Source organism: Novosphingobium sp. (assembly GCF_027489515.1).
In the GTDB taxonomy this organism is placed as follows: domain Bacteria; phylum Pseudomonadota; class Alphaproteobacteria; order Sphingomonadales; family Sphingomonadaceae; genus Novosphingobium.
Genome location: NZ_JAIXZS010000061.1, coordinates 48914 through 75601 on the forward strand (window position 1 = coordinate 48914; position 26688 = coordinate 75601).

Here is a 26688-nt window from a genome sequence, read left to right on the forward strand (position 1 = left end):
ATACTCCTCTCAGGCGGGTTCGAGCACGTAGAGGCCCGGCGCGCCTTCCATCGGCGGATAGGCCTTGTTGCCCAGCTTCTTCGGTGCAGGCACTTTCTGGCCAGACCGCTGCTGGATCCATTCCATCCAGAAGGGCCACCAGCTGCCCGCCACTTCCTCGGCCCCGCCAAGCCAGGTGTCAACATCGGCCGGGGGATGGCCTTCCGCCCTGGAGACATAGTACTTCGCCTTTGGATTGCCCGGCGGATTGAGGATCGCCTGCATGTGTCCCGATTGGCTGAGCACGAAGGTCACGTCCTTCGACCCGAACAACTGCGTCGAGCGGTAGCAGGCGCGCCACGGGGTGATGTGATCGGTCACCCCGCCAAGCAGGAACACGTCGCTGATGACCTTCGAGAGATCGATCTTGTGATCGACCATCTCGACCTCGCCCTGCTTGGTAAAGGCCAGCGTTTCGAAGATCGTGAGGAAATCGCCCATCAGCGCGGCGGAGAGATTGGTCGCATCGGCATTCCAGAACAGTACGTCGAACGCGGGCGGGTCCTCACCCATCAGGTAGTTGTTGATGACATAGTTCCAGATCAGGTCGTTGGGCCTCAGCCAGGCAAACCCGCGCGAAAGATCGCTGCCCTTGATGATGCCCTTCTTCGCGGCGCGGCGCTTGGCGAGCTTGAGGCCGTTCTCGGTCATCAGCGCGCCGGCCTCAATATCGTTTTGCTGCGGGTGGAGGACACAGACCATCAGCGTGACGGTGCCGAGCCGGTCATCGCCGTCCGCGGCCATCTTGCTTGCCAGCATCGCGGTGGTCTGCCCGCCCGAACAACCGCCCGAAACGTTCACCTTCTTCGCGCCGGTGATCTTGCAGATCACATCGATGGCCTCGCGGCAGGCGCCCACGTAGTCGGCCATGTTCCAGTGGCCTTCGTTCTTCATGGGGTTCTTCCAGCTGATGACGAAGGTCTGGATGCCGTTGTCGACCTGCCACTTCACGATCGATTTTTCAGGGCTGAGATCGTTGATGTACATCTTGTTGATCTGCGGCGGGATCGTCAGCTGCGGAATGGCATGGACCTCGTCGGTCGTCGGCGCGTACTGGATCAGCTCCATGATCGGCGTGCGGTGGACGACGCTTCCCTTCGAAGTCGCGACGTTTTCGCCCAGCTTGAACGGCCGCTTGTCGACCTGGCTCACCTGACCCTTGTTGTGCACGAGATCGTTGTAGGCGTTCTTCAAGCCCTTGATGAGGCTGAGGCCGCCGCTGTCGATCAGTCGCTTCTGTGCGGTGGGATTGCCGATCAGCGAGTTGGTCGGCGCAAGACTATCGATGATGATCTGGGTTATGAAGTTGGCACGGTCGCGCTCGATCGCATCGAGTTCGAGCTCCTCGAGCCAATTCTTCATGCCCTTCTCTACGGCGAGATAATACTGTGCGCCCGCGCGGAGGAACGGGTTGTACTGCCAGGCCGGGTCCTTGAAGCGCTTGTCCTTGGGATCGGGTGCCAGCCCGCTCTTGCCGGTCAGGATCTGGACCATGTCCTTCCCGAGCGCCTGACTGTGGCGCAATGTACGGACAGGATTCCCCGCCGTTTCGCGCAGCAGCAGCGCGACCGCGCCGACAAAATCCTCGCGCGCGAGGCCTACGAGCGGCCCAAGAGCTGTGGTAGATTGTGCGGCCTCATCGATGAGTGAGGCGGTTTCCTTGTTCATCGGTCTCTCCCCCGACCGGCGCTGATTCGCCCAGCGCTTCTGGGGATCAACGTATCGGAGCGGCGGGTGCCGTCAAGGAAACCACCCGGGTTCGTCCTTGCGGCGCATCCTGATCCGTCTTTGGCTCAAGCAAAACTTGTGCGTGCTTCAGAAATCCTGGCAGGACAAAACTCAACTTCATCTGTAGAGAAATGACGTGCGCCGGAGAGCCTCCTCTCCCAAGTCTCCGGCGCCACCGCGGCTTTTGATGGATGTCAGCTTGCTCCGCGTCACCAACGGCTAAAGCGCACGGACTGAGGCGACCTCGCCAGATTCGTGTTCCCGATCAGGAGAAACGATGATGTCGAGACTTTCGAGCCTATCCCGTCGTCCCCGCAAGGCCGCCGCGACCTCGGTTATTGCGAACGCGCGTCTGCCCCATCCATCGTGGCGGCTGTCAGGCGAAGCGCCGCCGCAGGACCGGTGCCTGACGGCTGACGATTTCTGGCGGAAGCTTGGCCTCTAACACGGCGTTTCAGGCCGCGAGCGCGTGTTCACGGCGGTAAGCTGTCGGAGTCAGGCTGACGAGGCTGCGGAAATGGTGGCGCAGCGCGTGTGCGCTTCCGAAGCCGACTGTCTGTGCGATTATCTCCATCGAGCCTGCACTGCGCACGAGGAGATCCTTTGCAGCCTCGACACGTTCGCTCACCAGCCATTCGCCCGGGCCCTGGCCAGTGGCTTCGCCAAAGCGGCGCTCGAAAGTGCGGCGGCTCATGCCGGCGGCGGCGGCCATGCGCGCGATGGTCCAGTCGGTGGCGAGATCGCCGCGGATGCGGTCGAGCAGCGCCGGAATCGCACCATCGCCGCGCGGGAGGACGGGACGCTCGAGGAACTGGGCCTGGCTGCCGGTGCGGTGCGCGGGCATGACGAGACGGCGGGCGACCGAATTGGCCGCGTCGGGACCGAAATCGCGTCGCACGATCTCGACCATCAGATCAATGCCGGCGGCGCTGCCGGCGGAGGTGAAGATCCGGTCTTCGGCGTGATAGAGCGAGGCTTCGTCTACCATGAGTGCGGGACGGGCGCGGCGCAGCACATCGGCATAGCGCCAGTGCGTGGTGGCCCGCTTGCCATCAAGCAGACCGGTGGCGGCGAGCACGAAGGCGCCCGAGCAGATCGAGGCAAGCCGCGCACCGCGACGGTGAGCCCCGCGCAGCGCTTCAATCAGTGTGTCCGGGACTGGGACCTCGGCACCTTTCCAGCCGGGTATGACGATGAGATCGGCTTCCTCCAGCAGGTCTGCCCCGCCGTCCGGCAGGATGCGGAAGCCACCATGTGCGGCAAGAGTGCCAGGCTCGATCGCAGCGCTGCGGAAGCGGTACCAACCGGGCCCCATCTCGGGCCGGGCAAGGCCGAAGACTTCTGCAACGATGCCGAACTCGAACGTGCACAGGCCATCGTATAGCAGGGCGACGACGAGCGGGCCGGGCAGGGTCTCAGAAGTGTTTGGCATGATCCTTACGCATATTGTCATCCGTGCCAATTGCAAGCAAGGCGCGCCTTCCGGCATGTCCGGCGGTGAAAGGAGCACCTCGCCATGCCGACTGCCGTGACTGCCATTGCCCCTGCCGAGAGCGCCGCCGCGCGCGCGTACTTTGCCGCTTCGTTCACGTTCGAGACCGATTGCTGGGATGTGCATGCCTCCCTTGCGGAGGGTGCGGACTTCGTCCTGCTCGACGTGCGCAGCCCTGCGCTCTTCGCCAAGGGGCATGTGCCGGGAGCAATCAGCCTTCCGCATGGCAAGATCATCGCCTCAAAGATGGCGGCGTGGAGCGCCGAGACGGTCTTCGTGGTCTATTGCGCCGGGCCGCATTGCAACGGCGCTGCGCGGGCGGCGCTGCGCTTGGCTGATCTGGGGCGGCCGGTGAAGCTGATGGCGGGCGGGGTCACCGGCTGGATCGATGAAGGCTTTGCCCTCACCAGCAAGGGCTGAGCCCGAATGGAACCCTGCGTCCGCCGCGCGAGGCCAGAAGATGCTGACGCCTTACTTCCCATGATCCATGCGCATACTGCTTTCGAGCGGGCCGAGGCGACGCTCGATGTCGCGGCGCTTGCTGCGCTACTCGCCGATCCCGTGCCGCCGTGCCAGGTCCTTATCGCAGAGCGCGGCGAAGTGCTGCTGGGCTATGCAGCGCTGACGTTTGATTATGCACTGTGGCGCGGCAGCCGGTGGGCACATCTCGATTGCCTCTATGTGCGCGCTACGCACCGCGGGCAGGCCATCGGGCAACGGCTGCTGCATGCGGCCTGCGCGGCGGCAAAGGCAGAGGGCGCGGACCGGATGGAATGGCAAACCCCGGAATGGAACGAGCGGGCTACAGCATTCTATTGCAGGATCGGCGCGGCGATGACGGCCAAGACGCGGTTTGCGCTGGTATTGTGAGGCTGATGCCGAACCTCTGGCGCAGCATTGATGGCGCTCATCTCACCAAAGCGGCGCTTTGCCGCCGCACAGGAAAACTGCGCTTCCCATTAATCAACTAAAATAGTAGACAATAGGGGCTGGACGGGAATCGCCTTGCCGATTGCCGTCCGGTCGCGGCTTTTGAAGGGTTGCAGCTTGCTCCGCGTCACCAACGGCTAAAGCGCGCGAATGAGGCGTCAGCGCCAGTTCGTGTCCCGAGCAGGAGACGCATGATGTTGAACAACTCGCTGACCCGATATTCCGGCCTTCTCAGTGTTCCCGCCGCAGTGGCCGTAGCCGTCATCACCGCCGCGGTTCCGCTCGGTGCTCACGCGCAGGAGCCCCTTGCGCAGGCAGGCGCGCACCCGGTGGAGACGGGCGCTGCCCACCGATCTGCCCACCATAGCTGGATCGAGCCCGATCTCGTGCTGCTCGATGCCGCCGCGCTCGATCCTTTCGCGGACGAGGATCTGGCTGAGGACCGCGCACTCGAGGCACGTCTTGCCGCCGAAGACAATCTCGAGCTGATCTGACCGCACCGGGAATGAAGACCGCGCTGATCATCCGCCACGTTCCCCGCGAAGGTGTTGCGGGCTTCCGCGCGCCGATCGAGGCGGCTGGCTATGCGATCGACCGGGTGGACGTGATCGATCACGATTTCCATGCGCTAGATCTCGTGGCGCCCGATCTGGTGGTGATGATGGGCGGGCCGATGGGCGTCTACGAGCGCGCGGCGCATCCGTGGATCTCGTGCCAGCTGAAGCTGCTCGCGCGCCGACTTGCGGCAGACCGGCCGACGCTGGGCGTGTGCTTCGGTGCGCAGATGATTGCAACAGCGCTCGGGGCGGACGTCTATGCCGGGCCGGCCAAGGAGATCGGCTTCGCGCCGGTGGCTATCCACGACCGCGAGGGGCCGCTCCGCCATCTGGCCGAGGTGCCGGTGCTGCACTGGCACGGCGATACGTTCACGCTGCCGGAGGGAGCGGAACTGCTGGCTTCGAGCCCGCTCTATGCCCACCAGGCCTTCCGGCGCGGGCGCAACGTGCTGGCGCTGCAGTTCCATGCCGAGATGGGCGAGGACGAGCGCTTCGAGGACTGGATCGCGCAGGACTTCGATTACCTCACCGCCGCCGGCCAGTGCCCCGATCAGCTGCGCGCCGCCCATGCTGCGAATGGGCGGCGCGCAGTCGCAGCGGGCAGGGCGATGATTGCGGAGTGGCTGGAAGGCCTCGCGGTCTAGAGGCTTTCGCGCCAGCGGCTGAGCCGCGCGACGGCTTCTTCCAGCATCGCGGGCGGCTTGCAGTGGCACAGGCGCAGGATGGTGGTCGGGCCCGCCCCGGAATCTTCTGGCCCTTCCCAAAGCGCTGACAGCGGGATCGAGGCGACCCCCGCCTCGCGCACCGCGCGCTCGCTGAAGGTGCGGTCATCGAGCGCGATGCCACTGGCTGGCAGATCGATGCAGGCGAACCACGTGGCCTTGTTTTCGAGCACGGTGAAGCCGTCGGCGGTCAGGCCGTCGATCAGAACGGCGCGCGAAGCAGACCATTCGGCGTGGAGCGCGTCGGTGATGCCCGGATCGGCGAGGCCCTCGGCGGCGGCCCATTGCAGCATCGGCGGTGTGGTGAAGGTGAGGAACTGGTGCGCCTTGGCGAGCACAGTGGCGAGCGCTGCATCGCCGACAAGCCAGCCCACTTTCCATCCCGTCGCACCGAAGATCTTGCCTGCCGAACCGATCTTGATCGTGCGCTGCGCCATGCCCGCCTGGCCGAGCAGCGACTGGTGCGCGCGGCCATCGAAGCGTACGGCTTCCCAGACTTCGTCGCAGATCGCGACAAGATCGTGCTCGCAGGCAATCTCTGCGAGGAGGGCGAGCTCATCCGCGCTCGCGACCGAACCGGTGGGATTGAGCGGATCGTTGAGGATCAGCGCGCGGGTGCGCGGGGTGATCGCAGCGCGGATTCCGGCTTCGCTGTAGTGCCAATCGGGCGGGCTCAACGGTACGAACACCGGCACACCGCCGGCGCGGCGTACCAGCGGGGCATAGGCATCGTACGCGGGCGAGAAGAGCAGCACTTCATCGCCTTGTCCCACCACGGCGAGGATCGCGGCTGCAATCGCCTCGGTCGCGCCCGAGGTCACCACGACCTGCTCGCGCGTGAGGGCCAGCCCCTGCGTGCGGCCATAGAACGCGGCGACCGCATCACGCAGTTCGGGCACGCCCATGCTCGGCGGATACTGCTGCGAGCGCGTCTCCATCGCGCGCATCGCGGCGGCGGTCAGCGCGGCGGGCGGCGGCGTATCCGGAAAGCCCTGACCGAGGTTTATCGCGCCGAGACTGCGGGCGAGGCCCGACATGTGCTCGAACACGGTGACGGGCATTGCGGCGTAGATGGGATTGAGCGCGAGGTGGGTCATCGAGGCCCACGCTAGCGCGCCGCGCGCACGGCACGAACTTTTTTCGCGCGCACCTGAACCGTTTTGCGCGCGGCCTGCGCCTTTGTCTTCTGAACGGGCCGAATGGGCCTGCGGGAGTGAAGGAGCCTGTTGCGATGACGATGGTGCGGATGAATGCCCTGGATCTGGGCGCCGGGTATGACGTGCAGTTCGATGCCGGGGTGAATGCCGATCTCCTCGTGCGGGCGGCGCAGGGCGGCAATTTCCTTTCGCGCCTTTCGGATGAAGGCGTGCGGGCCACGCTGGCTCCGACCTATACCGTCGGCAACTACAGCTACGGCGGGATCGAGCAGCTGACCGGAGGCGGCTGGGTGGTCTATGGCACGATCTACAGCGGCGGCGGACGCGGGATGATGATCCGCATGTACAATGCATCCGGCAAGCCGATCGGCACCGATATCAAGCCAATGACCGAGCAGGGCGGCAATGAGCTTTCGGGCACCGGCTATACGCTGACAGCGACAGCCAATGGCGGGTTTGCGGTGACCTACACGTCTGACGCTTCCTCGGCGACGCAGATTGCGGTCAACTACACGCAGGGCGGTGCGGCGCAGACCTACAACATCTATCAGGCGAGCGACGTGCGCATCCGCTACTATGACGCGAGCGGCAATCCGCTTGCAGCGTCCAACATCGCCTCGACTGACAGCATCACGATCAATGGCGCCTCGACCAACCGGCAGGCCGACAACCAGTATATCCACGATAGCGGGACGTTGGCGGGTGGGCAGGTGGCCTATGTCTATCTTGATCGCGTGCAAGTCGGGCAGGATGGGGCGGTGGGCGGCGGTTTCCACGCGCAGGATACGCTCACCGTGCAGGTCTCCGGCGGGAGCGGCGCGCCGGGTACGCCGGTCCGGGTCGACCAGATTCCCTATTACACGGGCAATGGCGGCGGCGACCCCGGGGTCAACACGCTCAACGGCACCGGGGCGAACGTTGTCGCGCTCCCCGGGGGCGGATTTGCGGTGGTCTGGACGGAGAACAGCTTCGGCAAGCCAGGTGGGGGCTTCGACGGCTACGATGCCAAGATCCGCTACTTCGATGCGGCGGGGAACCCGACCACCGATGCGCTGACGTTCCTCGTGCGCGGCACCGATATCGGCAACGTGACCAAGTATATCTGGGCTGAGGCGCTGCCTGATGGGCGCGTCGTGGTCGCGTGGCAGGACGGCGCGGACGGTGTGAACGGCACGGCCGCGATCAATGCCTATGCCGGCGTGCTGAGCGCGGGCGGGGCGACTTTTGTCGAGCAGCAGCGGATCAATCCCGATGCGGCGACGGCGGGACACAATTATTCCATTTATGACCTTGCCGTGCGCAGCGACGGCACGTTTGATGTTGCTTACAATGATGCACGGACCAATCCCGCTTATCCCAATTTCAACCTCAACCACACCGTGATCGAGCGCTTCTCGCTGGGCACGGGGGTGAGTGGCGAGACCTTTGGCGGCTCGGCCAGCGCCGACAATCACACTGGCGGAGCGGGCAACGACCTCATCACCGGCTGGGATGGCGACGATACCCTGAACGGCGCGAACGGCAACGACCGGATCGAAGGCGGGCGCGGCGATGATACGCTGGGCGGCGGCGCCGGCGCCGATCTCCTTGCCGGCGGAGAGGGCGCCGATACGCTGATCGGCGGGGCGGGCGCAGACACGCTGATCGGCGGCAATGGCAGCGATACGGCAAGCTACGAAGGCGCAGGCACACGGGTCGTGGTGAGCCTTGCGGTGCGCAGCGGCAAGGGCGGCGAGGCGCTTGGCGACAAGTACGCCGAAATCGAGAACCTCAATGGCACGGCCTACAACGACATCCTGATCGGTGATGCCGGGGCGAACGTGCTGACGGGCGGGGCAGGCAACGACCGTATCGATGGGCGCGGCGGCGCAGACACCATGACCGGCGGGACCGGCTCCGATATCTATTCGGTCGACAATACCGGCGACAAGATCATCGAGTCCGCCGGTGCGGGCAACGACATCGCTTATGTCTCGGTCAACAGCTACGTGATGGACGCAGGCCTCGAGCGGCTGGTGCTGACTGGCGACGCCTATTACGCGGTCGGCAACGACGGCAACAACGTGATGCGCGCGCTGGGTTCGGGCTATCACGATCTGCGCGGCATGGGCGGAAATGACCAGCTCTATAGCGGCAGCGGCAATGACAACCTCTATGGCGGCACCGGCAACGACGTCTACTACATCAACAACGCGAGTGATCAGGCGGTCGAATATGCCGGCGAAGGGAACGACCTCGTCAATTCCACCGTGTCGTACGAGCTTTCGTACAAGGTCGAGCGTCTCAACCTCGCAGGATCGGCCGCGATCGACGGCAAGGGCAACGAGCTTGCCAATACGCTGACCGGCAACAGCGGCAACAATGTGCTCGAAGGCCGGCAGGGGCGCGATACGCTGCGCGGCGGGGGCGGCAACGATGTGCTTTCGGGCGGCAAGGACAGCGACATGCTGATCGGCGGCGCAGGCGCGGATGCCTTCCGCTTCGCCGACAATTCGCCGGTGGATGGCGGGCGCGACACGCTCGTCGACTTCGTCCACGGCACCGATCGGATCGAGATCCAGCGCTACTACTTCGGTGCAATCCAGACGCAGTCCGGCCAGTTGGCGGCAAGCGAATTCACCCTCGGCAATGCGGCGACGACGACGGATCATCACCTGATCTACAATCAGACGACCGGCACCCTGTTCTATGATGCCGACGGGAGCGGCGCGGGCGCAAAGGTCGTGATCGCCTATCTGCAGGGCAATCCGGTGCTCGATGCCAGCGATATCGTGCTGATCTGACGCGGCCGCACTCCGGAGCGGGGGTTAACATGGTTGCCATCATGGCCCTCGCGCGTAACCTCTCGGCTGCGGAAGGAGCGGCAAGGGGTGAGCGAGAGCGCGGATCACGGGCTGGGCGAACCGGGCGGCGCAGCGCCGACCGGCTCGGTAGCGCGCGATGCTCTGCTGGCCTCGGTCTACGACGAACTGCGGCTGGCGGCGGCGCGGCTGCTGCGCCGCGATGCGCCTTACCTGACCTTGCAGCCGACCGAGCTCGTCAACGAGGCAGCGCTGCGGCTCATGAAGCTGGAGCGGATGAGCTTTGCCGATCGGCAGCATTTCTTCGCGACCGGCGCGCGCGTGCTGCGCCAGGCGATGATCGATGCGATCCGCACGCGGCGGGCGCGCAAGCGCCAGCGGCCCGAGGTTGCGGTCACGGCCGAGGGCGAGGCAGCGATCGATGTCGAAGCGCTCGATGCGGCGCTGGTGCGGCTCGAAGCGGCTTCGCCCGAACTGGCGCGGCTGGTGGAGCTGCGCTTCTTCGCCGGCCTTTCCGTCCCAGAGATCGCCGCGCTGTGGGAGGAATCCGAAAGCACGGTGAAGCGGCGCTGGAAAGCGGCGCGGCTGTGGCTGGCCGCCGAGCTCGGGGATTGATGCGATGAGCGCGCAGGATGCCCGCGCGCTGGCTCTGGTCGAAGAGGCGCTGGGGATCGACGATCCGGCGGCGCGCGCGCGTTTTCTGGATGAGGAGTGCGGCGCGGATGCGGCGCTGCGCGCGCGGGTGGAACAGCTGCTGGCACTGGAGGGCGGCGACGCGCCGTTCCTCCAGACTACCAGCTTCGTCCGCGCCTTCGGCCTCACCGACGTGATTGCCGAGCGGATCGGGCCCTACCGCGTGACGGGAGAAATCGCGCGTGGCGGTATGGGCCAGGTGCTGAGCGCGGAGCGCGACGACGGGCGATTCCAGCAGGTCGTGGCGATCAAGCTGATCCGTGCCGATCTGGCGAGCGCTGCGGGCCTTGCCCGCTTTGCCGAGGAGCGCCGCATCCTTGCGCGGCTGCGGCACCCGGGGATCGTGCGCATTCTTGATGGCGGGGAGCACGAGGGCCGGCCGTGGCTGGCGATGGACCTCATCGACGGGCTGCCGGTGACCGAGGCGCTGGAACGGGCGGGGGCTGACCGGACGGCGCGGCTCGATGCCTTCGAGCAGATCTGCGAAGCGGTGGTCCATGCGCACCGCAATCTTGTCATCCACGCCGATCTCAAGCCCAGCAATATCCTGATGGGCCCTGATCGTGCGGTGCACCTGCTCGATTTCGGGATCGCGCGGCTGGTCGGCGATCTTGCCATGGAAGGGGCCGCGCCCTCGCCATTGACGCGGGGCTATGCCGCGCCCGAGCGCACCGGCGGCGCAGCACCGACGGTGGCGAGCGATGTGTTCTCGCTCGGCATGCTCTTCGTGCAGATGCTGACCGGGCAGCTGCCGGACGGCGCTGGTGCGGCAGTGCCGGGCTCGATGCTGCCCACTGGCTTGCTTAAGGGCGATCTCGCCGCAATTGCGGCCAAGGCGCTCGCGGTCGATCCGGCTGACCGCTACCCCGATGTCGCGGCGCTGCTTTCGGATGTGCGGCGCCACCGGGCGTTTCTGCCGGTGCGGGCACGGGTGCCGGCGCCCTGGGGCTATGTCGCGGGGCGATTTGGCTGGCGGCACCGCCGGGGGCTGGCACTCGCCGGGGCGGCCTTCGTCGTGCTGGCGGGGACGAGCATGGTCGCGACGCTCTCGTACTGGCGGGCAGAAGCGGCGCGGGTCGAGGCCGAGGCGCGCTTTGCCGATGCGCGCGGGGCGGCGCGCTACATGATCACGGCACTGCTTCCCCGGCTCGAAAGCGTACCCGGCACGCTGCCCTTGCGCGCGGAGACCGCTGCGGCAGCGCAGCGCTATCTCGATCGGCTGGCCGGCAGCGCGGAGGGATCGGATGTGATCCGGGTCGAGGCAGCGGAGGGTCTTCTGCTCCTCGCGCGGCACCAGGCAGGCGCGGGACGGCCCAATCTGGGCCAGCCGGACCGCGCCGACGCCAACCTTCGGCGCGCCGACCGGCTGCTGGCGCTGATGGCGCGGCCAGCGGCGCAGGCGCTGCGCGCGCGGGTCCTGCTCGAACGTGTGCGGCTCGCGGTGTTCATGCAGGGCGATCTCAAGGCGGCGGTGGCGCTGGCGGGTGAGGCGACGCGCCTTGCCGCCGCGTTCCCGGCAGACCGGGCACTGGCCCGTTCGCGCGCGGCAGTCATGGCCGATCTGGCGGGCTGGGAAGGCCACTTTGCCGAAGAAGCGCGGCTTGCCGATGTGGCGCTCGCGCTAATCCCGCCGGGGGTGCGCTGGGAGGACAGCCTCGACCGGGTCCGCCTGCTGAGCAGCAAGGCCGAGGCGCTCTATTATCAGGATCGCGCCGATGCGGCGCTGCCGGTCTATCGTGCCGCACTGGCCGAAGTGGACGCGCTACAGCGCGCCCATCCCGGGCATCCATTCCTGCCCGGCGCGAAGTCCGTCGCGGCATGGAACCTTGGCACGACCCTCACTGATCTCAAGCAGCCGCGCGAGGCGCTCGCGGTGCTTGCCGTGGCGGAGGCCGCCGCGCGCGAAGGGTTACGGCTCGATCCGGCCGACCGCGAGGCCAGACGGCGGCTGCGGGTGGTGCGCAATGCCCGCGCGCAGGCCATGGGGCTTGCGGGCGAGACCGCGGCCGCCCTGGCCCTGCTGGCCGAAGTGCGCGCCGAGGACGAAGCGCTGCTCAGGTCTGAACCGAGTCCGCTCCATTCACGCGATGTGGTCTTTGACCATACGCTGGTGGGCGAGACGCTGGACGCGGCAGGCCGCAAGGCCGAGGCCTGCGTGGCGGACCGCGAGACCATGCGGCGGTATGATGACCTTGCCCGGCGCAGTCTGCTCACCACGTTCGATGTGAAGGCCAACATCAGCCTCCTCAAGGCAAGGCTGGCGCGCAACTGCCTGACGGCGACCGTCCCGGCGCGCGCCCAAGCACTTTCCGACCTATCACGGTGAACCAGATTGGTCGGAAAGTGCTCTAGCCCATGATCTGCCCGTAGTAGGAGGAGAACTGTAGATCGAGCTCGCTACGGCTGATCAGAGTGATGTCAGCCAGGGCCAGCTCGGTGCCCGCACCGAGCAGTGCGATCAGTTGCTGCTCGCCGCTGCCTGATCCGTCTGCATCGAGCCACAGTTTGCCTGAGGCCTCATCGTAGATGATCACATCGTCTGTATCAGCCGCACTGGTGCCGAATACGAAATTCGCCGCATCGAGCGGCCCGTCGGCCAGCGCCGGGGCAAGGCCATCGGTGATGATCTCGAGCTTGTCGGTCCCGGTGGCAAAATCGCTGATCGCCGCGCCTCCGGTGGCACCGGCCGAGAGCAGGCCGAACACGAAGGTATCCGCGCCGTCACCACCCTTGATGCGCCCCGAACTGTCGAGGCCCACCAGCGTATCGTTGCCGAGCCCGCCGTTGATCGTGTCGGCGCCGCCGTTGGAAACGATGATGTCGTAGCCCGCACCGCCCACGAGCACATTCGCCCCGGTGGTGCCGTCAATGAAGTTGTCGGCGCTGTTGCCCGTCAGATTGAGGTCGGCCGTGGAAGGCTGGAACGCGCCGGTGGCCGGATCGCGCGAGGCAAAGGTCGCGATGATCTCGATCCCTCGCGCGGCCACGTAGCTGATGCTGGTGATCGCGGTGTCCCCGGCACCGGCGCTGTCGACGATCGTGTCGCCCGCGTTGTCGATGAAATAGCGGTCGCTCCCGGCGCCGCCAATCAGGCGGTCGGCACCAAGGCCGCCGTCGAGCGTATTGCTCGAATCATTGCCGGTGATCGTGTTGTCGAGCGCGTTACCGGTGCCGTTGAAGGCCAGGAAGGGCTTGAGCACGAGGTTCTCGACATTGGCGCTGAGCGCGTAACTCGCACCGGCGATGACGGTGTCCGTGCCTTCACCCGCGCGTTCGACGACGGTATCGCCGATGAAGTTGACGATGAAGGTATCATCGCCCGTCCCGCCGATCAACGTATCGACGCCGCCGCCGCCATTGAGCACATCGTTGCCGCCGCGCCCCGAAAGGACATTGTTGCCCTCGTTGCCGTTGATCAGGTTGGCCAGATCGTTGCCGGTGGCATTGATGTTGTCGCTGCCCAGCATGTCGAGATTTTCGACGTTTGCCGACATCGTCCAGGTTGCCACGGCGATCACCTTGTCGGTGCCGCCATCCGCCAGTTCGACTACGCGGTCGCCAGTGTTGTCGACGGTGTAGCTGTCGTTGCCGCCCGCGCCGATCATGCGGTCGGCGCCCGCGCCGCCAGCGATCACATTGTCGCGATCGGTGCCGGTGATCACGTTGTCGAGCTCGTTGCCATTGGCAAACTTGGCCGCGCCGGTGAGTTCGAGCCGCTCGACCGAGGAGGACAGATAGGTCGCGTACAGGCTCGAACGAACGGTGTCGGTGCCGCCGCCGGGGTCTTCCTGCACCGTGTCGTTCCCATCGTCGACGATATAGATGTCGTCGCCGCCCTTGCCGATCATCACGTCGCGGCCGCGGCCGCCATCGATCACGTTCGCGGCATCGTTGCCGGTGAGGGTGTTGTACTGGCCGTTGCCCGTGGCATTGATCGCGCCGGTTCCGGTGAGCGTCAGATTCTCAAGGTTGCCGCTGAGAATATAGCTGATGCTGGAGAGCACTGTGTCCTTGTCGCCGTCGGCGGTCTCGATCACCTTGTCGCCCACATTATCGACGACATAGGTGTCCATGCCGCCGCCGCCCATCATCACGTCGGCGCCTTCGCCGCCATCGATGATGTCGGCCCCGGCATTGCCCACGATCACGTTGTCGGCTGCATTGCCCGTCAACGTGGCACCCGCAGTGCCGGTCAGGAACAGCCGCTCGAAATTGGTCGCAAGCGTGTAGCTCCCTTCGGCCCGCACCGTGTCGATGCCTTCGCCAGCGAGTTCGATCAGCTTGTCGCCGGCATGCACGATGTAGGTATCGTTGCCGAGGCCACCGAGCAGCGTGTCACCACCCCCCACGCCGTCGAGCGTGTTGTTGCCGATATTGCCCGAGATCCGGTTGATCAGCGTGTTGCCGGTGCCGGAAAGAGAGGCGATGCCGGTGAGCACGAGGTTCTCGACCGCCTCGGTCAGCGTGTAGCTGATCGAGCTGTTGACGGTGTCCTTGCCGGCTCCGCCATAAGTGCCCGTTTCATCGATCACGTCGCCAACATTGTCGACGAAATAGATGTCATTGCCCGCGTAGCCATACATCCGGTCCGCGCCGCGGCCGCCGTCGATGACGTTGTCGCCATTGCTGCCATAGATCTGGTTGTCGAGCGCGTTGCCCGTGCCGAACTTCACCCCGCCGATAAGCGAGAGGATCTCGACATTGCCGGGCAGCACGTAATCGGCATAGGCGATGACGTTGTCGTTCCCGGCGCCCGCTTTCTCGATGATCTTGTCGTCCGAACGGTCGACCACGTAGTTGTCATCGCCGAGCCCGCCGAGCATCGTATCGGTGCCGCCGAGACCGCTCAGATAGTCGTTGCCGTCGCCCGCGGTGATCCGGTTGTCGAGCGCATTGCCGTAGAGCAGCAGTCGCGCGTTCGATTCGGACGTGGCGACCAGATTCTCGACGTTGTCGGCCAGCGTGTACTTGGTCGATGGCGCATTGCTGCGCAGGGTGAGCAGGACCGTGTCGATCCCTCCGCCCAGCCCTTCGATCACGATGTCCTTCTGCGTGTCGACGAGGAAGGTGTCATCGCCCGTCCCGCCGGTCATCGTATCGGCACCGCGGCCGCCGTCGATCCGGTCGTCGCCGCCAAGGGCGTCAATTATGTCATCGGCTGTCGTCCCGATGAGATTGTCGTTGCCGTCTGTACCGGTGATCGGACCGCTCATTGCTGCTTCTTCCTTTGGTGGAAACAGCATGCAAAGGCGCTGCGCGCGCGGGCAGTCTGCTTCGGTAGCAGTGCGAGGCTAACCCGGCAGATAATTGATGGTCAAAGGTTTTTCCCTCCATCGTGAAGGGAAACTGGCTGGGGCGGCAGGATTCGAACCTGCGGATGGCGGTACCAAAAACCGCTGCCTTACCACTTGGCGACGCCCCAACGGGAAGGCGCGCTTATAGCGCTGGGTTCATGAATGAAAAGGGGCGGATGAGGCAGGATATTGCCCCATCCGCCGTGTCTTCAAAGCGTGCCTTCGGGCAGCGCGGCAAAGTCTGCCGCGCTATGGCGCTCGAGGATGCCCTTGTTGGTGTTGACGAGGCGGCCGCGCTTTGCACCCGGCCGCGCATCGATCTCTGCAACCCAGCGGCCGACCGCTTCATACTCGTGCATCGAAAGGAATGTCGCCGCATCGCCATAGGCTTCGCCGCGGTAGATGTTGCCGAGCCACGGATAGGCGGCCATGTCGGCGATGGTATAGTCATCTCCAGCGAGGAAGCGCGTCTTCTTCAGCTGGTTGTTGGCGACATCGAACAGGCGCTTGGTTTCCATCGCATAGCGATCGATCGCGTATTCGATCTTGAACGGCGCATAGGCATAGAAGTGCCCGAAGCCGCCGCCCATGAACGGGGCCGAGCCGACCTGCCAGAACAGCCACGAGAGCACTTCGGCGCGCGCCGGGCCTTCCTTGGGCAGGAAGTGGCCGAACTTCTCGGCAAGGTGCACCAGCATCGCGCCCGATTCGAACAGGCGGAAGGGCTCAGGGCCGCTCTTGTCGAGCATCGCGGGGATCTTGGAGTTGGGATTGAGATCGACGAAGCCGCTGCCGAACTGGTCGCCTTCGAAGATCTTGATCAGCCAGGCATCATACTCGGCTTCCTTGATGCCGAGCTCGAGCAGCTCCTCGAGCAGGATCGTGACCTTCTGGCCATTCGGCGTGCCGAGCGAATAGAGCTGGAAAGGATGCTCGCCGACCGGCAGCTCCACTTCCTTCTGCGCGCCGGCGGTGGGGCGGTTCACACCGGCAAAGGCGCCGCCGTTTTCCTTGTTCCAGGTCCAGACCTTGGGCGGCACGTATTCTTCGGACATGTGGTTCTCCTTGGGGATTTGCTGCTTGCCCCAAGAGTGGCGTTGCCCTGCGCCGATGGCAAGGCGGAGCGCTCGCGCAGATATTCTGCTGCGCCCCCACTTTTTTCTATCGCGCCAGCGCTTCCAATGTCGGGACAAGCTCGTCGAAATGGTCGATCACGGCATCCGCGCCGAGTTCATGCGGCGGCAGATCGTTGAAGCCGAAGCCCACCGCTACGACCGGCAGGCCTGCTGCGCGCGCTGCGCCGACATCGAAGGTGGTATCGCCGACGAAGGCCGCCCGTCCGCCGCCGAGCCGCGCGACCATTTCATGCAGCATTTCGGGCGCAGGCTTGGTGCGGCCCGGCCCCAGTGTGTCGCCGCCGATGATCGTGGCGAAGCGGGACGTGAGGCCAAGCTCGTCGAACAGGCGGCGCGCGAGGTCCTCGCGCTTGTTGGTGGCGATGGCGAGGTGGACGCCGCGTGATGCCAGCGCCTCCAGCATGGCCTCGCCGCCGGGGAACAGCGCGGTGTGGCGGGCGATATTCTGGGCGTAGAAGGCGAGCAGGCGTTCCTGCAGCGCGGGGAAATCGATGCCGTCCATTCCGCCGCTCGCCATGAGGGCATTGTGCAGAAGCTGCGCGCTGCCGCCGCCGATATAGCGCCGCGCCTGATCGAGCGGGACCAGCGGCCGGCCGACATGAGCGAGCGCGTGGTTGAGCGCATGGCCGATATCGTAGGCGGTATCGAGCAGCGTGCCATCGAGGTCGAAGCCGACGATCTGGAAGGGAAATTCGGTCATGCCGCGCTCCGTGGCGGCGCGTTCTGGAAACTGCAAGCAAATGCTGGCAAGGAACGCGCACCATGACTGAAACAGCCACTCCCCTCGCTCTCGTTGTCCTTGCTGCCGGCAAGGGCACCCGCATGAAAAGCGACCTGCACAAGGTACTGCACCCGATCGCCGGGCGGCCGATGCTGATGCATCTGATGGCCAGCGCCGACGCGCTGGCGCCGCAGCGCAAGGTCGTTGTGGTCGGCGCGGGGCGCGAGCAGTTGGCGGCGGCGCTGGGCGCATCTGCGGAACTGGTGGTGCAGGATCCGCAGCTCGGCACCGGGCATGCGGTGCAGCAGGCGCAAGGCGCACTGGCGGGGTTCGCGGGCGATGTGCTGATTCTTTACGGCGATGTGCCGTTCGTGCGCACGGAGACGATGCGCGCCATGCTGGAGCGGCTCCATGCCGGCGACAATCCGGCGGTGGTCGTACTGGGCTTCGAGCCTGAGGACGCGCTGCAATATGGCCGCGTCATTGCCGAGAATGGCGTCGTGCGGAAGATGGTCGAGCACAAGGACGCGAGCGAGGCCGAGCGCGCCTGCCGCCTGTGCAATTCGGGCCTGATGGCGGTGCGCGGCGACGAGCTGTTCGCGCTGCTGGCGCGGGTGGGCAACGACAACGCGCAGGGCGAATACTACCTCACCGATATCGTCAACGTGGCGAACAGCGACGGCCGCGTCTGCGCGGTGGTGGTGACGGACGATGCTGATGAAGTGGCGGGCATCAACAGCCGCGCCGAGCTCGCCGAAGCCGAAGCGCGCTGGCAGCAGAAGCGCCGTATGCAGGCGATGGCCGATGGCGCCAGCCTCGTCGCGCCCGAGACGGTGTGGTTTGCCTGGGACACGGTGCTCGGCCGCGATGTGACGGTGGAGCAGAACGTGGTGTTCGGCCCCGGCGTGACGGTGGCGGACAACGTGGTGATCCACGCTTTCTGCCACATTGAGGGCGCGCGGCTGGAGCCGGGCGTTTCGGTCGGCCCCTTCGCGCGGCTGCGGCCGGGTGCGGTGCTGGAAGCGAAGGCGCGTGTCGGCAACTTCGTCGAGGTGAAGAACGCGGTGCTCCATGCCGGCGCCAAGGCCAACCACCTGACCTACCTCGGCGATGCCGACGTGGGCGCGGGCGCAAACATTGGCGCGGGCACGATCACGTGCAACTACGATGGCTACTTCAAGTATCGCACCGTCATCGGCGAACGGGCCTTCATCGGCTCCAACTCCGCGCTCATCGCGCCGGTGAAGATCGGCGCAGACGCCATCGTCGCGGCGGGCAGCGCGGTGAGCCGCGATGTGGCCGATGGCGAACTGCGCCTCGTGCGAGCCGAGCAACTGGTCAAGCCCGGCTGGGCGGACCGCTTCCACGATGCGATGAAGCGCAAGAAGGCGGAGCGCAAATGATCGAGATTGTCGCCGCGCGTGCCGAGCACCTAGATGGCTGGGCGGCGCTGCGGCATGCCTTGTGGGATGAGGTCTCTGCGGACGAGCACCGGGCCGAAGCCGAGGAGCAGCTGGCGGAGACGGAGCGGCTGTATAACCTGGTGGCGCTGGATGGGGACGCGGTCGTCGGCTTTGCCGAGGCGGCCTTGCGGCACGACTATGTCAACGGCTGCGAGACGTCGCCGGTTGTGTTTCTCGAAGGTATTTACGTGAGCGAGGCGGCGCGCGGGAGCGGCCTTGCGCTGCGGCTGTGTGATGCGGTGGCCGAGTGGGGCAGGGCGCAGGGGTGCAGCGAATTTGCCTCCGATGCGTTGGAAGAGGACGTGGATTCGCACGCCTTCCACCGTGCCGCCGGGTTTGCCGAGACCGAGCGGGTTGTCTATTTCCGGCGCGAGATCTGACCATGCCGATCGCCCAGCTCAATGTCGCCCGCTTCCGCCGCCCGAAGGCGGACCCCGCCAACCAGCCGTTCATGGACGCGCTCGATCACGTGAACGCGCAGGCCGATGCGGCGGACGGATTCATCTGGCGGCTGGTGGGCGCCGATGAAACTGGGGGCGATGCCAATGACGCGACCGCGATCGAGGCGGTGGCGGGCGACGCTGATTTCATCGTGAACCTGTCCGTCTGGCGCGATGTGCCCTCGCTGGAGGCCTTCGCCTATCGCCAGGCCGATCACCGCGCCGTGCTGGCGCGGCGGGGCGAGTGGTTTGAGCCGATGGAGCCTTCGCTGGCGCTCTGGGAAGTGCCGGAGGGCCATATCCCGAGCGTGGCCGAGGCGCTGGACAAGCTGGCGCAGCTGGGCCGGGATGGACCGAGCGCGGCGGTTTTTACGTTCAAATGGTGGCGCGAGAACCGTTAGGCTGCGTGGGCCTTTAGAATGACCGATTGCGCCCATTTGCGGACATTTGCTTCTAATACTGCTGAAGCTGAGCGATGCGTTTTCGGACTTCGTCCGCGAAGCAATCGGAAGTTGCTTCGTCGAGGATCTTGGCGTCATTTCCGAGCCCGCAACTCTCATTCAGGCCTGCAAGCCAAGCCCTCTGAGAATCGCGAAGTGATAAACGGTCTTTTGGCGATAGCGACCTCATCTTGCTTTGGTAAGTGCGGTTCAGAAGCGCATCTAGTTCAGATAGGCGCCGACATTCCGATCTTTCTAGGCCCCAGTGTACATTTCCGGTTTGGGGTCCCATCTCAAGGCACTTGCCCGCCACATACAGATAGTCGCCACCCGGATAAGGGGTGGCTTGTGCCAGAAGTAGTGAGAAGAAAAACGACAAGCCTGATTTCCTCCCTCAGCCTTTAAGCTGGTATGGCCCGCCGAGCCTGTCCACTTTACTCCTTCATGCGAACGTCCGCTTTCCACCCACACTCGGTCGCTCCGCTCACTACTGAACCTGTCCAAGCGGTCTAGTAGTACCGCGCCGCAAACCGGTCGATGAAGCCGACAAGGTTGGGGGTCTGGCCGATGGCGCGGCGCACTTCGCTTTCGAAGGGTGCGCGCCAGATGTTGACGAGCTGGGCATAGGCCACCGCGTCGATGGTGCTGGGCGTATCGCCAAAGAACCACTCCTGATCGCCGAGGATATCGGAAAGCGCGTTCACGTCGCGGCGGCCGATGGCGGCGATTTCCGCCGCGCTGTGGATGCCGATGCCGTGGCCTTCGAGCTGCTTCTTCACCCCGCGCCGGGCGATGGGGCCGAGCACGCGGCGCACCGGCACGGCAAGCCCGCCGAGCACGACATCGCGGAACTGCTTCCAGTTGGCATCGTTCATCCAGCGATCATGGACCATCGTCCAGTAGAGGTTTTCGTCGATCAGCCGCTGGATCGCCACCGCCATGCCGCGCTGTGCAGGGGTGAGGTGGGCATCGGGATCGACGCCGCGGCGCTGCATGAGGTGCGCGATGATGAAGGTGGAATCGCCGATTTCCTGCCCGTCTTCCTCAATCCACGGCGCCTTGCCCTTGGGGCCGGCGAAAGGTGTGGCGGCGGTGATGCTTTCGTGTTCGATCCCGGTCATGCGCAGCCAGGCGTCGAGCTTGAGGCAGAACGGGCTGACCGTGGGAAGGCCCCAGGCGCCGGGCAGGTGATAGACTTTGAGCGTGGACGCACCGGCCATCTGGGATCCCCTTTCCCGCATCGACTGTACCGACTTGTTTACGTGTTGAGACTATCGTGGGTCGGAGCGGTGCCAAGTCCCCGCGAATTTGCTTGACATGATATCATGATATGATATCGCGATATCATCATGACCCGCATCCTCGCCGATCTGCCAGATGAAGACATCCGTTGGCTCGATGCCCGCGCGGCCGAGCAAGGCAAATCGCGCGCGGCGGTGCTGCGCGATGCAGTGGCGACCTACAAGGCGCAGAGCCCCGGCGGCGGGAACAAGGACTGGATCGAACGCGGTTTCGGCTATTGGAAGGATCGCACCGATATCGGCGACGGGGTCGAATACCAGCAGGCCATCCGCGAGGATCGCCGCTCCTACGACGACATCTGATCCGGCTCGAAGCCCAGCGCGATGTCAGACCCCTTTTTCGATACCAATATCGTCATCGACTGGCTGAACCGGAAGGCGCCCGCGCGCGCCGAGCTTTCGCGCTACAACCGCCATCGCATCAGCAGGATCGCCTGGACCGAAGTGCTGGCCGGCGAACCACTCGAGACGCGCGATCATGTCCGCGAATTAATCGCGCCGTTCGAAATCGTTGAGGTGGACGGTCGTATTGCGCAGGCCGCGGCGGATATCCGGCACCGCACCCGCATGAAGCTGCTCGACGCGCTGATCCTCGCGACCGCGCAGATCAACGGGGCGATCCTTGTCACCCGCAACACCCGCGATTTCCCGGCTGAAATGCCGGGCATCCGCGTCCCCTATACTCTCTAAGCGAAAGCCCAGCCTCCCATGTGCGGAATTATCGGAATTGTCGGCAAGGAACAGGTGGCGGACCGGCTGGTCGATGGCCTCAGGCGCATGGAATACCGCGGCTATGACAGCGCGGGCATCTGCCTTGTGGCCGATGGCCAGCTGGTGCGCCGCCGCGCTGAAGGCAAGCTCAACAACCTCGTGCTCGAGCTGGTGCGCCATCCCGCGCAAGGATTGATCGGCATCGCCCACACCCGCTGGGCCACGCACGGCGCGCCGACCACCAGCAATGCCCACCCGCACGCCACGGAGGAAGTGGCGCTCGTTCACAACGGCATCATCGAGAACTTCAAACCGCTGCGCGATGCGCTGATGGCGCGCGGGCGCACGTTCGAGAGCGAGACCGATACCGAAGTTGTCGCGCATCTCGTGTCCGAACAGGTCGAAGCCGGGCTCAGCCCGCAGGATGCGGTCAAGGCCGTACTTCCCGTGCTGCGCGGCGCCTTTGCGCTCGCCATCGCCTTCCGCCAGCACGAGGACATGTTGATCGGCGCGCGGCTCGGCTCGCCGCTGGTGGTGGGCTATGGCGATGGCGAGACCTATCTGGGTTCCGATGCGCTTGCGCTGGCGCCGCTGACGCAGCGGATCACCTATCTTGAGGAAGGCGACTGGGTCGTCATCACGCGCGAAGGCGCGACGATCTATGATGTGAACAACCAGCCCGTCACGCGGCCCATCGTGGCCTCGGGCGCGACGGCGGCGGCGATCGAGAAGGGCGAATTCCGCCACTTCATGCAGAAGGAAATCTTCGAGCAGCCGACCGTGGTGGCGCAGACGCTGAGAAGCTACCTGCGCCGGATCGACCAGACGGTGGCGCTGCCGCAGATCGATTTCGACCTTTCCTCCATCAGCCGCGTGACCATCGTTGCCTGCGGGACGAGCTTCTATGCCGGCATGGTGGCAAAGTACTGGTTCGAGCAGTTCGCGCGCCTGCCCGTCGATATCGATGTTGCAAGCGAGTTCCGCTACCGCGATCCGGTGCTGGAGCCGGGCGGGCTGGCGCTGTTCATCTCGCAGAGCGGGGAGACAGCGGATACCCTCGCCGCATTGCGCCACTGCAAGGCGGCGGGGCAGACCATCGCGGTCGTGGTCAACGTGCCGACCAGTTCGATGGCGCGCGAGGCGGACCTGCTGCTGCCGACCCACGCCGGGCCGGAAATCGGCGTCGCCTCGACCAAGGCGTTTACCTGCCAGCTGGCCGTGCTGGCCGCGCTTGCCGCGCACCTTGCGGTCAAGCGCGGGCGGCTGAGCCGCGAGGAAGAGGCCGATATCGTCAACCAGCTGGCCGAAACGCCTGCCGCCCTGAACGCGGCGCTCAGCCATGACGACGAGATCGCGGCGATGGCCCACCTCATCGCGCCGGCGCGCGACGTGCTCTATCTGGGGCGTGGTCCGGACTATCCGCTGGCGCTCGAAGGTGCGCTCAAATTGAAGGAAATCAGCTACATCCACGCCGAAGGCTATGCCTCGGGCGAGATGAAACACGGGCCCATCGCGCTGATCGACGAGGCCGTGCCGGTGATCGTGCTCGCGCCCTCGGGGCCGCTGTTTGAAAAGACCGTGAGCAACATGCAGGAAGTGCGCGCGCGCGGCGGCAAGGTCGTGCTGATTTCGGATGCGGCGGGGATCGAGGAAGCGGGCGAGGGCTGCCTTGCCACGATCGAGATGCCCAAGGTGCACCCGCTGATCGCGCCGTTGGTCTATGCCGTGCCGGTGCAGCTCCTCGCTTATCACGTGGCCGTGGCCAAGGGGACCGACGTCGATCAGCCGCGCAATCTGGCGAAATCGGTCACCGTCGAATGACCACGAGGGCCGGCCCTTTCGTTCGCGAACTGCCGGTCCTGCTGTTCATCGCCGCGTCCTCGCTGCTCCTCCGCATCTGGTGGATGGACAATCCTGTCGTCGACCACGACGAGCAGTTCTACTCCTACGTCGCCACTGCGATGTTCGAAGGGCAGGTGCCCTACGTCGATGTGTGGGATCGCAAGCCGCTCGGGCTGTTCCTGCTCTACGAAGGCGCGCATGCGCTGCTCGGGCGCGGCGCCTTTGCCTATCTCGTCATGGCGAACCTGTTTGCCTGCATCGGCGCGTGGCTGGCCTATCGCATCGCTGCGCTGCTGGCCGACCAGCGCACCGGCTGGGTTGCGGCGCTGCTCTACCTGATCGCGATGACCGTGTTCGGCTGCCGCGGCGCGCAGAGCGAGTTGCTGTTTGCGCCGCTGTGCCTGGGCATGATCTATCTCGCCCTGGTCTATCCCGGATCGCTGCGTGCCACGCTGGCAGCGATGCTGCTGGGCGGCCTCGCGCTCCAGATCAAATATACGGCGGCGCCCTTCTGCGCGGTGTTTGCCGCCTTCGTACTGGTCGAGGACTATCGCCGCGCGCGTACGTTGCTGCCTGTGCTGGGGCGGGCCGCTCTCTATGCGCTGGCGGGCCTGGCGCCCACGCTGGCGTTTGCCGTGTGGTATGCGGCCATCGGCCATTTCGGCGATTTCTGGTATGCGAACTTCGTCTCGATCTTCGAGCGCAAGACAAGCATCGGGCGCTTTCATCCCAAGACCCTCAGCGTCATCGCGCCGTTCCTGCTGATGATCGCGGCCGGCATCTGGGCCTGGTTCCGCCTCGGCCAGACCTATCCGCGCAGGGCCAGCGCCTTGGTGGTGGTCATGACCGGCGGAGCGCTCGCCTCGATCTACTTCCCGAGCAATGTGCTGGCCTACTACTACGCGTTCCTCGCCCCGTTCGCCGTGCTGCTGGCGGTGCCGTTCTACGATCTGCGCCAGCGCGCGGGCTGGTTCGGCGCTGCGGTGCTGGTCGCTGCGCTCGTCGTCATCGGCAACTTTCCGGCGAACATTGCAGCGGGCCGCGCCGATGTCGTTCAGTTCCGGGCGCTGACGCAGCAGATCAACGCGGGCGGTGCCGGGCGCAGCCTCTATGTCTTTTCGGGGCCCACCGCGACCTATGCAGCAACCGGTACGCGCCCAAGGGCCAAGTATCCGTTCCCCTTCCACAGCGCCGAATACATGGAGCACGGCGCGGTGGGACGGCCGCAGGAACAGATTGTGGCCGAGTTCCTCGCGAAGCGCCCGATGTTCATCCTCGCCCGGTCGGATCGCAGCATCTACGCCACCTCGTTCACCGCGCCGATGGTGCTGGAGGAGCTCGCCCGGCACTATGTCCCGGTCGGTGAATACCTCATCCTCGGCGACGGGCTGGTCCTCTATCAGCGGGTGCCGGATGGTATCTAGGGCTAGCCGCCGATTGCCTTGCTGATCGAAAGCAGCAGCTCGACCGCAATCAGCGCTATGATCGCGACTTCGAGGCGCACCGCGCGCTTGTCCTGCGCGATATCGAGCAGCACTTCGGTAAAGTCGCCCAGCGCGCCGAACTTGCGTTCGAGCACTTCGGCGCGTTCGCCCAGCTCGTACTCGGCCTCGAGCCGGGTATAGAGCCTGTCGAGATCGGGGTGGTCCCAGAGAAGATCCGGCCGCTCACCGGCCTGCGCGGTGCCCATCACGCGGTGCCGCGCCGCCAGCACGCGGCCGACCATGCGCATCACCGCCGGGATCGAAAGACGGGCCTTGCCGTTGATCTGCAGGTCGGCGACGAGCGGTACGCTTGAATCGAACACTTCCGAGACGAGCATTTCGTCGCGCGAGAGCATCACGCTATGCGCCAGCACCGTCGCGACGAGGAGAAGGCGCGGCTCTTCGTCGTCGGCGAGCTGGATCACCCCGTCGTCATCGACACGGTCCTTGCCGCCATCGGTGATCAGCACGCTGGCCGTCTCGATCTCCTGCTGATCGGCGGGTTCCTGCACGTGGGCGAGGAGCGCCATGTCCAGCGCGGAGATGCGGTCCGCCGCCGTGCAGAAGGTCACGGCAACGCCATAGCGGAAAGCGAAAGTCAGCCCGGCAGCGGAGGCGAGTTCGCGCAACACGATATCGGCGGCGAGCGCGCGCGTGTCGATCCGGGTGCCGAGATAGCGGGCGTGAACAATCAGCTCCTCGCCCGGCGGGAGCGCGCCCAGAGCCACCTCGTCGGGCCAGCCCGGCGGCTTCTTGGTGGCAGGCTGGGCGCGCGCCGCTGTGTCAGGCATGGACGGCTTCGCGGCGTAGCGCCGCGATATGCTCAGGGCCGATCCCGCAGCAGCCGCCGAGGATCGAAGCACCAGCAGCATGCCAGGCGGCAGCAAACCGGCCATAGCCTGCCGGCGTCAAATCCTCGCGGATCGGGCAGAGCGCGCTATTGGCCTCGGCATCGGCGGCCATCGGCGGGAAGGCGTTGGCGTAGACGCCGATGCGGATGGGGTTGTCCGGCCCAAGCGCAGCATGTGCGGCACGCACGGCGGCTTCCATCACTTCGGGCTGGCTGCAATTGAACAGGAGTGCCGCCGCGCCAACGTCCTGCGCGAGGCGGGCCGCTTCGACGACGCTTTCGCCTGAGCGCAGCGTGGGCTCGGCGGTCGGCTTCTCGTCTTCGAGCGTGAAGGAAAGCCACAGCGGCTTTCCGGTCGGCGCGGTCAGAGTGGCGGCGAGGCGCGCTTCGACCAGCGACGAGAGCGTTTCCGCGAGCCAGTGATCGATGCTGGGGGCCAGTGCGGTGACGAGGACCTCAAGCACCGGGCGGGCGCGATCGAGATCGACGAGGTCCGGGCGGTAGGAGCCGCAGACCGGCGGTAGCGAGCCTGCGACGTGCACCTTGCGCGCGGCGGCATCGGCAACCTCGCGCGCCAACCGTCCGGCAAGCGCGGCCAGCGCCGCGCCCTGGTCGGCAAAGCGCTCTTCGCCGATATGAAAGGGGACCACGGCATAAGAATTGGTGGTGATCACGTCCGCACCGGCTTCGACATAGGCGCGATGAACAGCGCTCACGAATTGCGGGCCTTCGATCAAGGCGAGCGCCGACCATTCGGGCTGGCGAAACGGCGCGCCGCTGCGGGCAAGTTCGCGGCCGGTGCCGCCGTCGAGGATCAGGAGGGGGGTCGTCATGGCCGGTAATGCGCTCTCTTTATGGTCGTGGGAAAAGCGCTAGCACGCCCTCAA

Annotated in this window: 24 protein-coding genes and 1 tRNA gene; 14 read left to right on the top strand and 11 right to left on the bottom strand. The window is 65.6% G+C overall.

The annotated features are described in order from the left end of the window. Positions 1–9: 9 nt before the first annotated feature. Positions 10–1707 carry an alpha/beta fold hydrolase gene (locus Q0082_RS10945; RefSeq protein ID WP_298192420.1) on the bottom strand — a complete coding sequence of 566 codons (1698 nt, stop codon included), beginning with the start codon at positions 1705–1707 and terminating at the stop codon, positions 10–12. Positions 1708–2221: 514 nt separating this feature from the next. After that, positions 2222–3199 carry a transcriptional regulator FtrA gene (gene ftrA / locus Q0082_RS10950; RefSeq protein ID WP_298192422.1) on the bottom strand — a complete coding sequence of 326 codons (978 nt, stop codon included), beginning with the start codon at positions 3197–3199 and terminating at the stop codon, positions 2222–2224. Between the two features lie 84 nt (positions 3200–3283). Here ftrA and Q0082_RS10955 point away from each other — a divergent pair, with 84 nt between their 5' ends. The 4 genes from Q0082_RS10955 to Q0082_RS10970 all read left to right on the top strand — a co-directional run bounded on the left by Q0082_RS10955 (position 3284) and on the right by Q0082_RS10970 (position 5390). Beyond that, entirely contained in the window at positions 3284–3679 is a 396-nt protein-coding gene (locus tag Q0082_RS10955; protein WP_298192424.1) for a rhodanese-like domain-containing protein, read from the top strand. Positions 3680–3739: 60 nt separating this feature from the next. Then, positions 3740–4129: a GNAT family N-acetyltransferase gene (locus tag Q0082_RS10960; protein WP_298192426.1), complete on the top strand. Its 390-nt coding sequence runs from the start codon at positions 3740–3742 to the stop codon at positions 4127–4129. A 251-nt stretch (positions 4130–4380) separates the two neighbouring features. After that, entirely contained in the window at positions 4381–4683 is a 303-nt protein-coding gene (locus Q0082_RS10965) for a hypothetical protein (protein ID WP_298192427.1), read from the top strand. Between the two features lie 11 nt (positions 4684–4694). Then, positions 4695–5390: a glutamine amidotransferase gene (locus Q0082_RS10970; protein ID WP_298192429.1), complete on the top strand. Its 696-nt coding sequence runs from the start codon at positions 4695–4697 to the stop codon at positions 5388–5390. Here Q0082_RS10970 and Q0082_RS10975 read toward each other — a convergent pair. After that, complete coding sequence (locus Q0082_RS10975) at positions 5387–6565, bottom strand: aminotransferase (protein ID WP_298192430.1); 1179 nt, start codon at positions 6563–6565, stop codon at positions 5387–5389. The genes Q0082_RS10970 and Q0082_RS10975 overlap by 4 nt on opposite strands. A gap of 134 nt (positions 6566–6699) precedes the next feature. Between Q0082_RS10975 and Q0082_RS10980 the strand changes: the two genes are divergently transcribed. The 3 genes from Q0082_RS10980 to Q0082_RS10990 all read left to right on the top strand — a co-directional run bounded on the left by Q0082_RS10980 (position 6700) and on the right by Q0082_RS10990 (position 12445). Further along, positions 6700–9408, top strand: coding sequence for a calcium-binding protein (locus tag Q0082_RS10980; protein WP_298192432.1), 2709 nt, complete (start codon positions 6700–6702; stop codon positions 9406–9408). Positions 9409–9495: 87 nt separating this feature from the next. Continuing rightward, positions 9496–10041: an ECF-type sigma factor gene (locus tag Q0082_RS10985; RefSeq protein WP_298192434.1), complete on the top strand. Its 546-nt coding sequence runs from the start codon at positions 9496–9498 to the stop codon at positions 10039–10041. A gap of 4 nt (positions 10042–10045) precedes the next feature. Next, positions 10046–12445, top strand: coding sequence for a serine/threonine-protein kinase (locus tag Q0082_RS10990; RefSeq protein WP_298192437.1), 2400 nt, complete (start codon positions 10046–10048; stop codon positions 12443–12445). Between the two features lie 22 nt (positions 12446–12467). Here the strand turns inward: Q0082_RS10990 and Q0082_RS10995 are convergent, their stop codons facing one another. From Q0082_RS10995 to Q0082_RS11010, 4 genes are all read right to left on the bottom strand, one after another. Beyond that, positions 12468–15332 (bottom strand): calcium-binding protein, encoded by a 2865-nt coding sequence (locus Q0082_RS10995; protein ID WP_298192439.1) that lies wholly within the window; start codon positions 15330–15332, stop codon positions 12468–12470. 134 nt (positions 15333–15466) lie between these two features. Beyond that, a tRNA-Gln gene (locus tag Q0082_RS11000) sits at positions 15467–15541 on the bottom strand. Positions 15542–15622: 81 nt separating this feature from the next. Continuing rightward, positions 15623–16468, bottom strand: a complete 846-nt coding sequence (yghU, locus tag Q0082_RS11005; protein ID WP_298192441.1) for a glutathione-dependent disulfide-bond oxidoreductase — start codon at positions 16466–16468, stop codon at positions 15623–15625. A gap of 106 nt (positions 16469–16574) precedes the next feature. After that, positions 16575–17249, bottom strand: a complete 675-nt coding sequence (locus Q0082_RS11010) for an HAD-IA family hydrolase (protein ID WP_298192443.1) — start codon at positions 17247–17249, stop codon at positions 16575–16577. Positions 17250–17311: 62 nt separating this feature from the next. On the opposite strand from Q0082_RS11010, the gene glmU reads away from it, so the two are divergent. The 3 genes from glmU to Q0082_RS11025 are packed head-to-tail and all read left to right on the top strand — an operon-like array spanning position 17312 to position 19574. Then, positions 17312–18673 (top strand): bifunctional UDP-N-acetylglucosamine diphosphorylase/glucosamine-1-phosphate N-acetyltransferase GlmU, encoded by a 1362-nt coding sequence (glmU, locus tag Q0082_RS11015; protein ID WP_298192445.1) that lies wholly within the window; start codon positions 17312–17314, stop codon positions 18671–18673. Further along, positions 18670–19113 (top strand): aminoglycoside 6'-N-acetyltransferase, encoded by a 444-nt coding sequence (gene aac(6') / locus Q0082_RS11020; RefSeq protein ID WP_298192447.1) that lies wholly within the window; start codon positions 18670–18672, stop codon positions 19111–19113. Before glmU ends, aac(6') begins: the two co-directional genes overlap by 4 nt. 2 nt (positions 19114–19115) lie before the next feature. Next, on the top strand, positions 19116–19574 hold the full coding sequence (locus tag Q0082_RS11025; RefSeq protein ID WP_298192449.1) for a DUF3291 domain-containing protein: 459 nt from the start codon (positions 19116–19118) through the stop codon (positions 19572–19574). Between the two features lie 52 nt (positions 19575–19626). Here Q0082_RS11025 and Q0082_RS20110 read toward each other — a convergent pair whose 3' ends face one another. Further along, positions 19627–19905 carry a lysozyme inhibitor LprI family protein gene (locus tag Q0082_RS20110; RefSeq protein WP_366522550.1) on the bottom strand — a complete coding sequence of 93 codons (279 nt, stop codon included), beginning with the start codon at positions 19903–19905 and terminating at the stop codon, positions 19627–19629. Between the two features lie 217 nt (positions 19906–20122). Next, positions 20123–20833: a glutathione S-transferase family protein gene (locus Q0082_RS11030; RefSeq protein WP_298192450.1), complete on the bottom strand. Its 711-nt coding sequence runs from the start codon at positions 20831–20833 to the stop codon at positions 20123–20125. 129 nt (positions 20834–20962) lie between these two features. Between Q0082_RS11030 and Q0082_RS11035 the strand changes: the two genes are divergently transcribed. Genes Q0082_RS11035 through Q0082_RS11050 form a run of 4 tightly spaced genes read left to right on the top strand, consistent with a single transcriptional unit; the run spans position 20963 to position 24891 of the window. Then, positions 20963–21217, top strand: coding sequence for a ribbon-helix-helix domain-containing protein (locus Q0082_RS11035; RefSeq protein WP_298192451.1), 255 nt, complete (start codon positions 20963–20965; stop codon positions 21215–21217). 21 nt (positions 21218–21238) lie between these two features. Beyond that, positions 21239–21604 (top strand): type II toxin-antitoxin system VapC family toxin, encoded by a 366-nt coding sequence (locus Q0082_RS11040; protein WP_298192453.1) that lies wholly within the window; start codon positions 21239–21241, stop codon positions 21602–21604. Positions 21605–21622: 18 nt separating this feature from the next. Then, positions 21623–23446 (top strand): glutamine--fructose-6-phosphate transaminase (isomerizing), encoded by a 1824-nt coding sequence (gene glmS / locus Q0082_RS11045; protein ID WP_298192456.1) that lies wholly within the window; start codon positions 21623–21625, stop codon positions 23444–23446. Further along, complete coding sequence (locus Q0082_RS11050) at positions 23443–24891, top strand: glycosyltransferase family 39 protein (RefSeq protein ID WP_298192458.1); 1449 nt, start codon at positions 23443–23445, stop codon at positions 24889–24891. The genes glmS and Q0082_RS11050 overlap by 4 nt, the downstream gene beginning before the upstream one ends. Positions 24892–24893: 2 nt before the next feature. Here the strand turns inward: Q0082_RS11050 and Q0082_RS11055 are convergent, their stop codons facing one another. Both Q0082_RS11055 and Q0082_RS11060 read right to left on the bottom strand, forming a co-directional pair. Continuing rightward, the gene (locus Q0082_RS11055; protein WP_298192460.1) at positions 24894–25742 is read right to left on the bottom strand and encodes an RMD1 family protein; all 849 of its coding nucleotides are present in this window, start codon (positions 25740–25742) and stop codon (positions 24894–24896) included. Next, positions 25735–26634, bottom strand: a complete 900-nt coding sequence (locus Q0082_RS11060; RefSeq protein ID WP_298192462.1) for a homocysteine S-methyltransferase family protein — start codon at positions 26632–26634, stop codon at positions 25735–25737. Before Q0082_RS11060 ends, Q0082_RS11055 begins: the two co-directional genes overlap by 8 nt. Positions 26635–26688 lie beyond the last annotated feature (54 nt).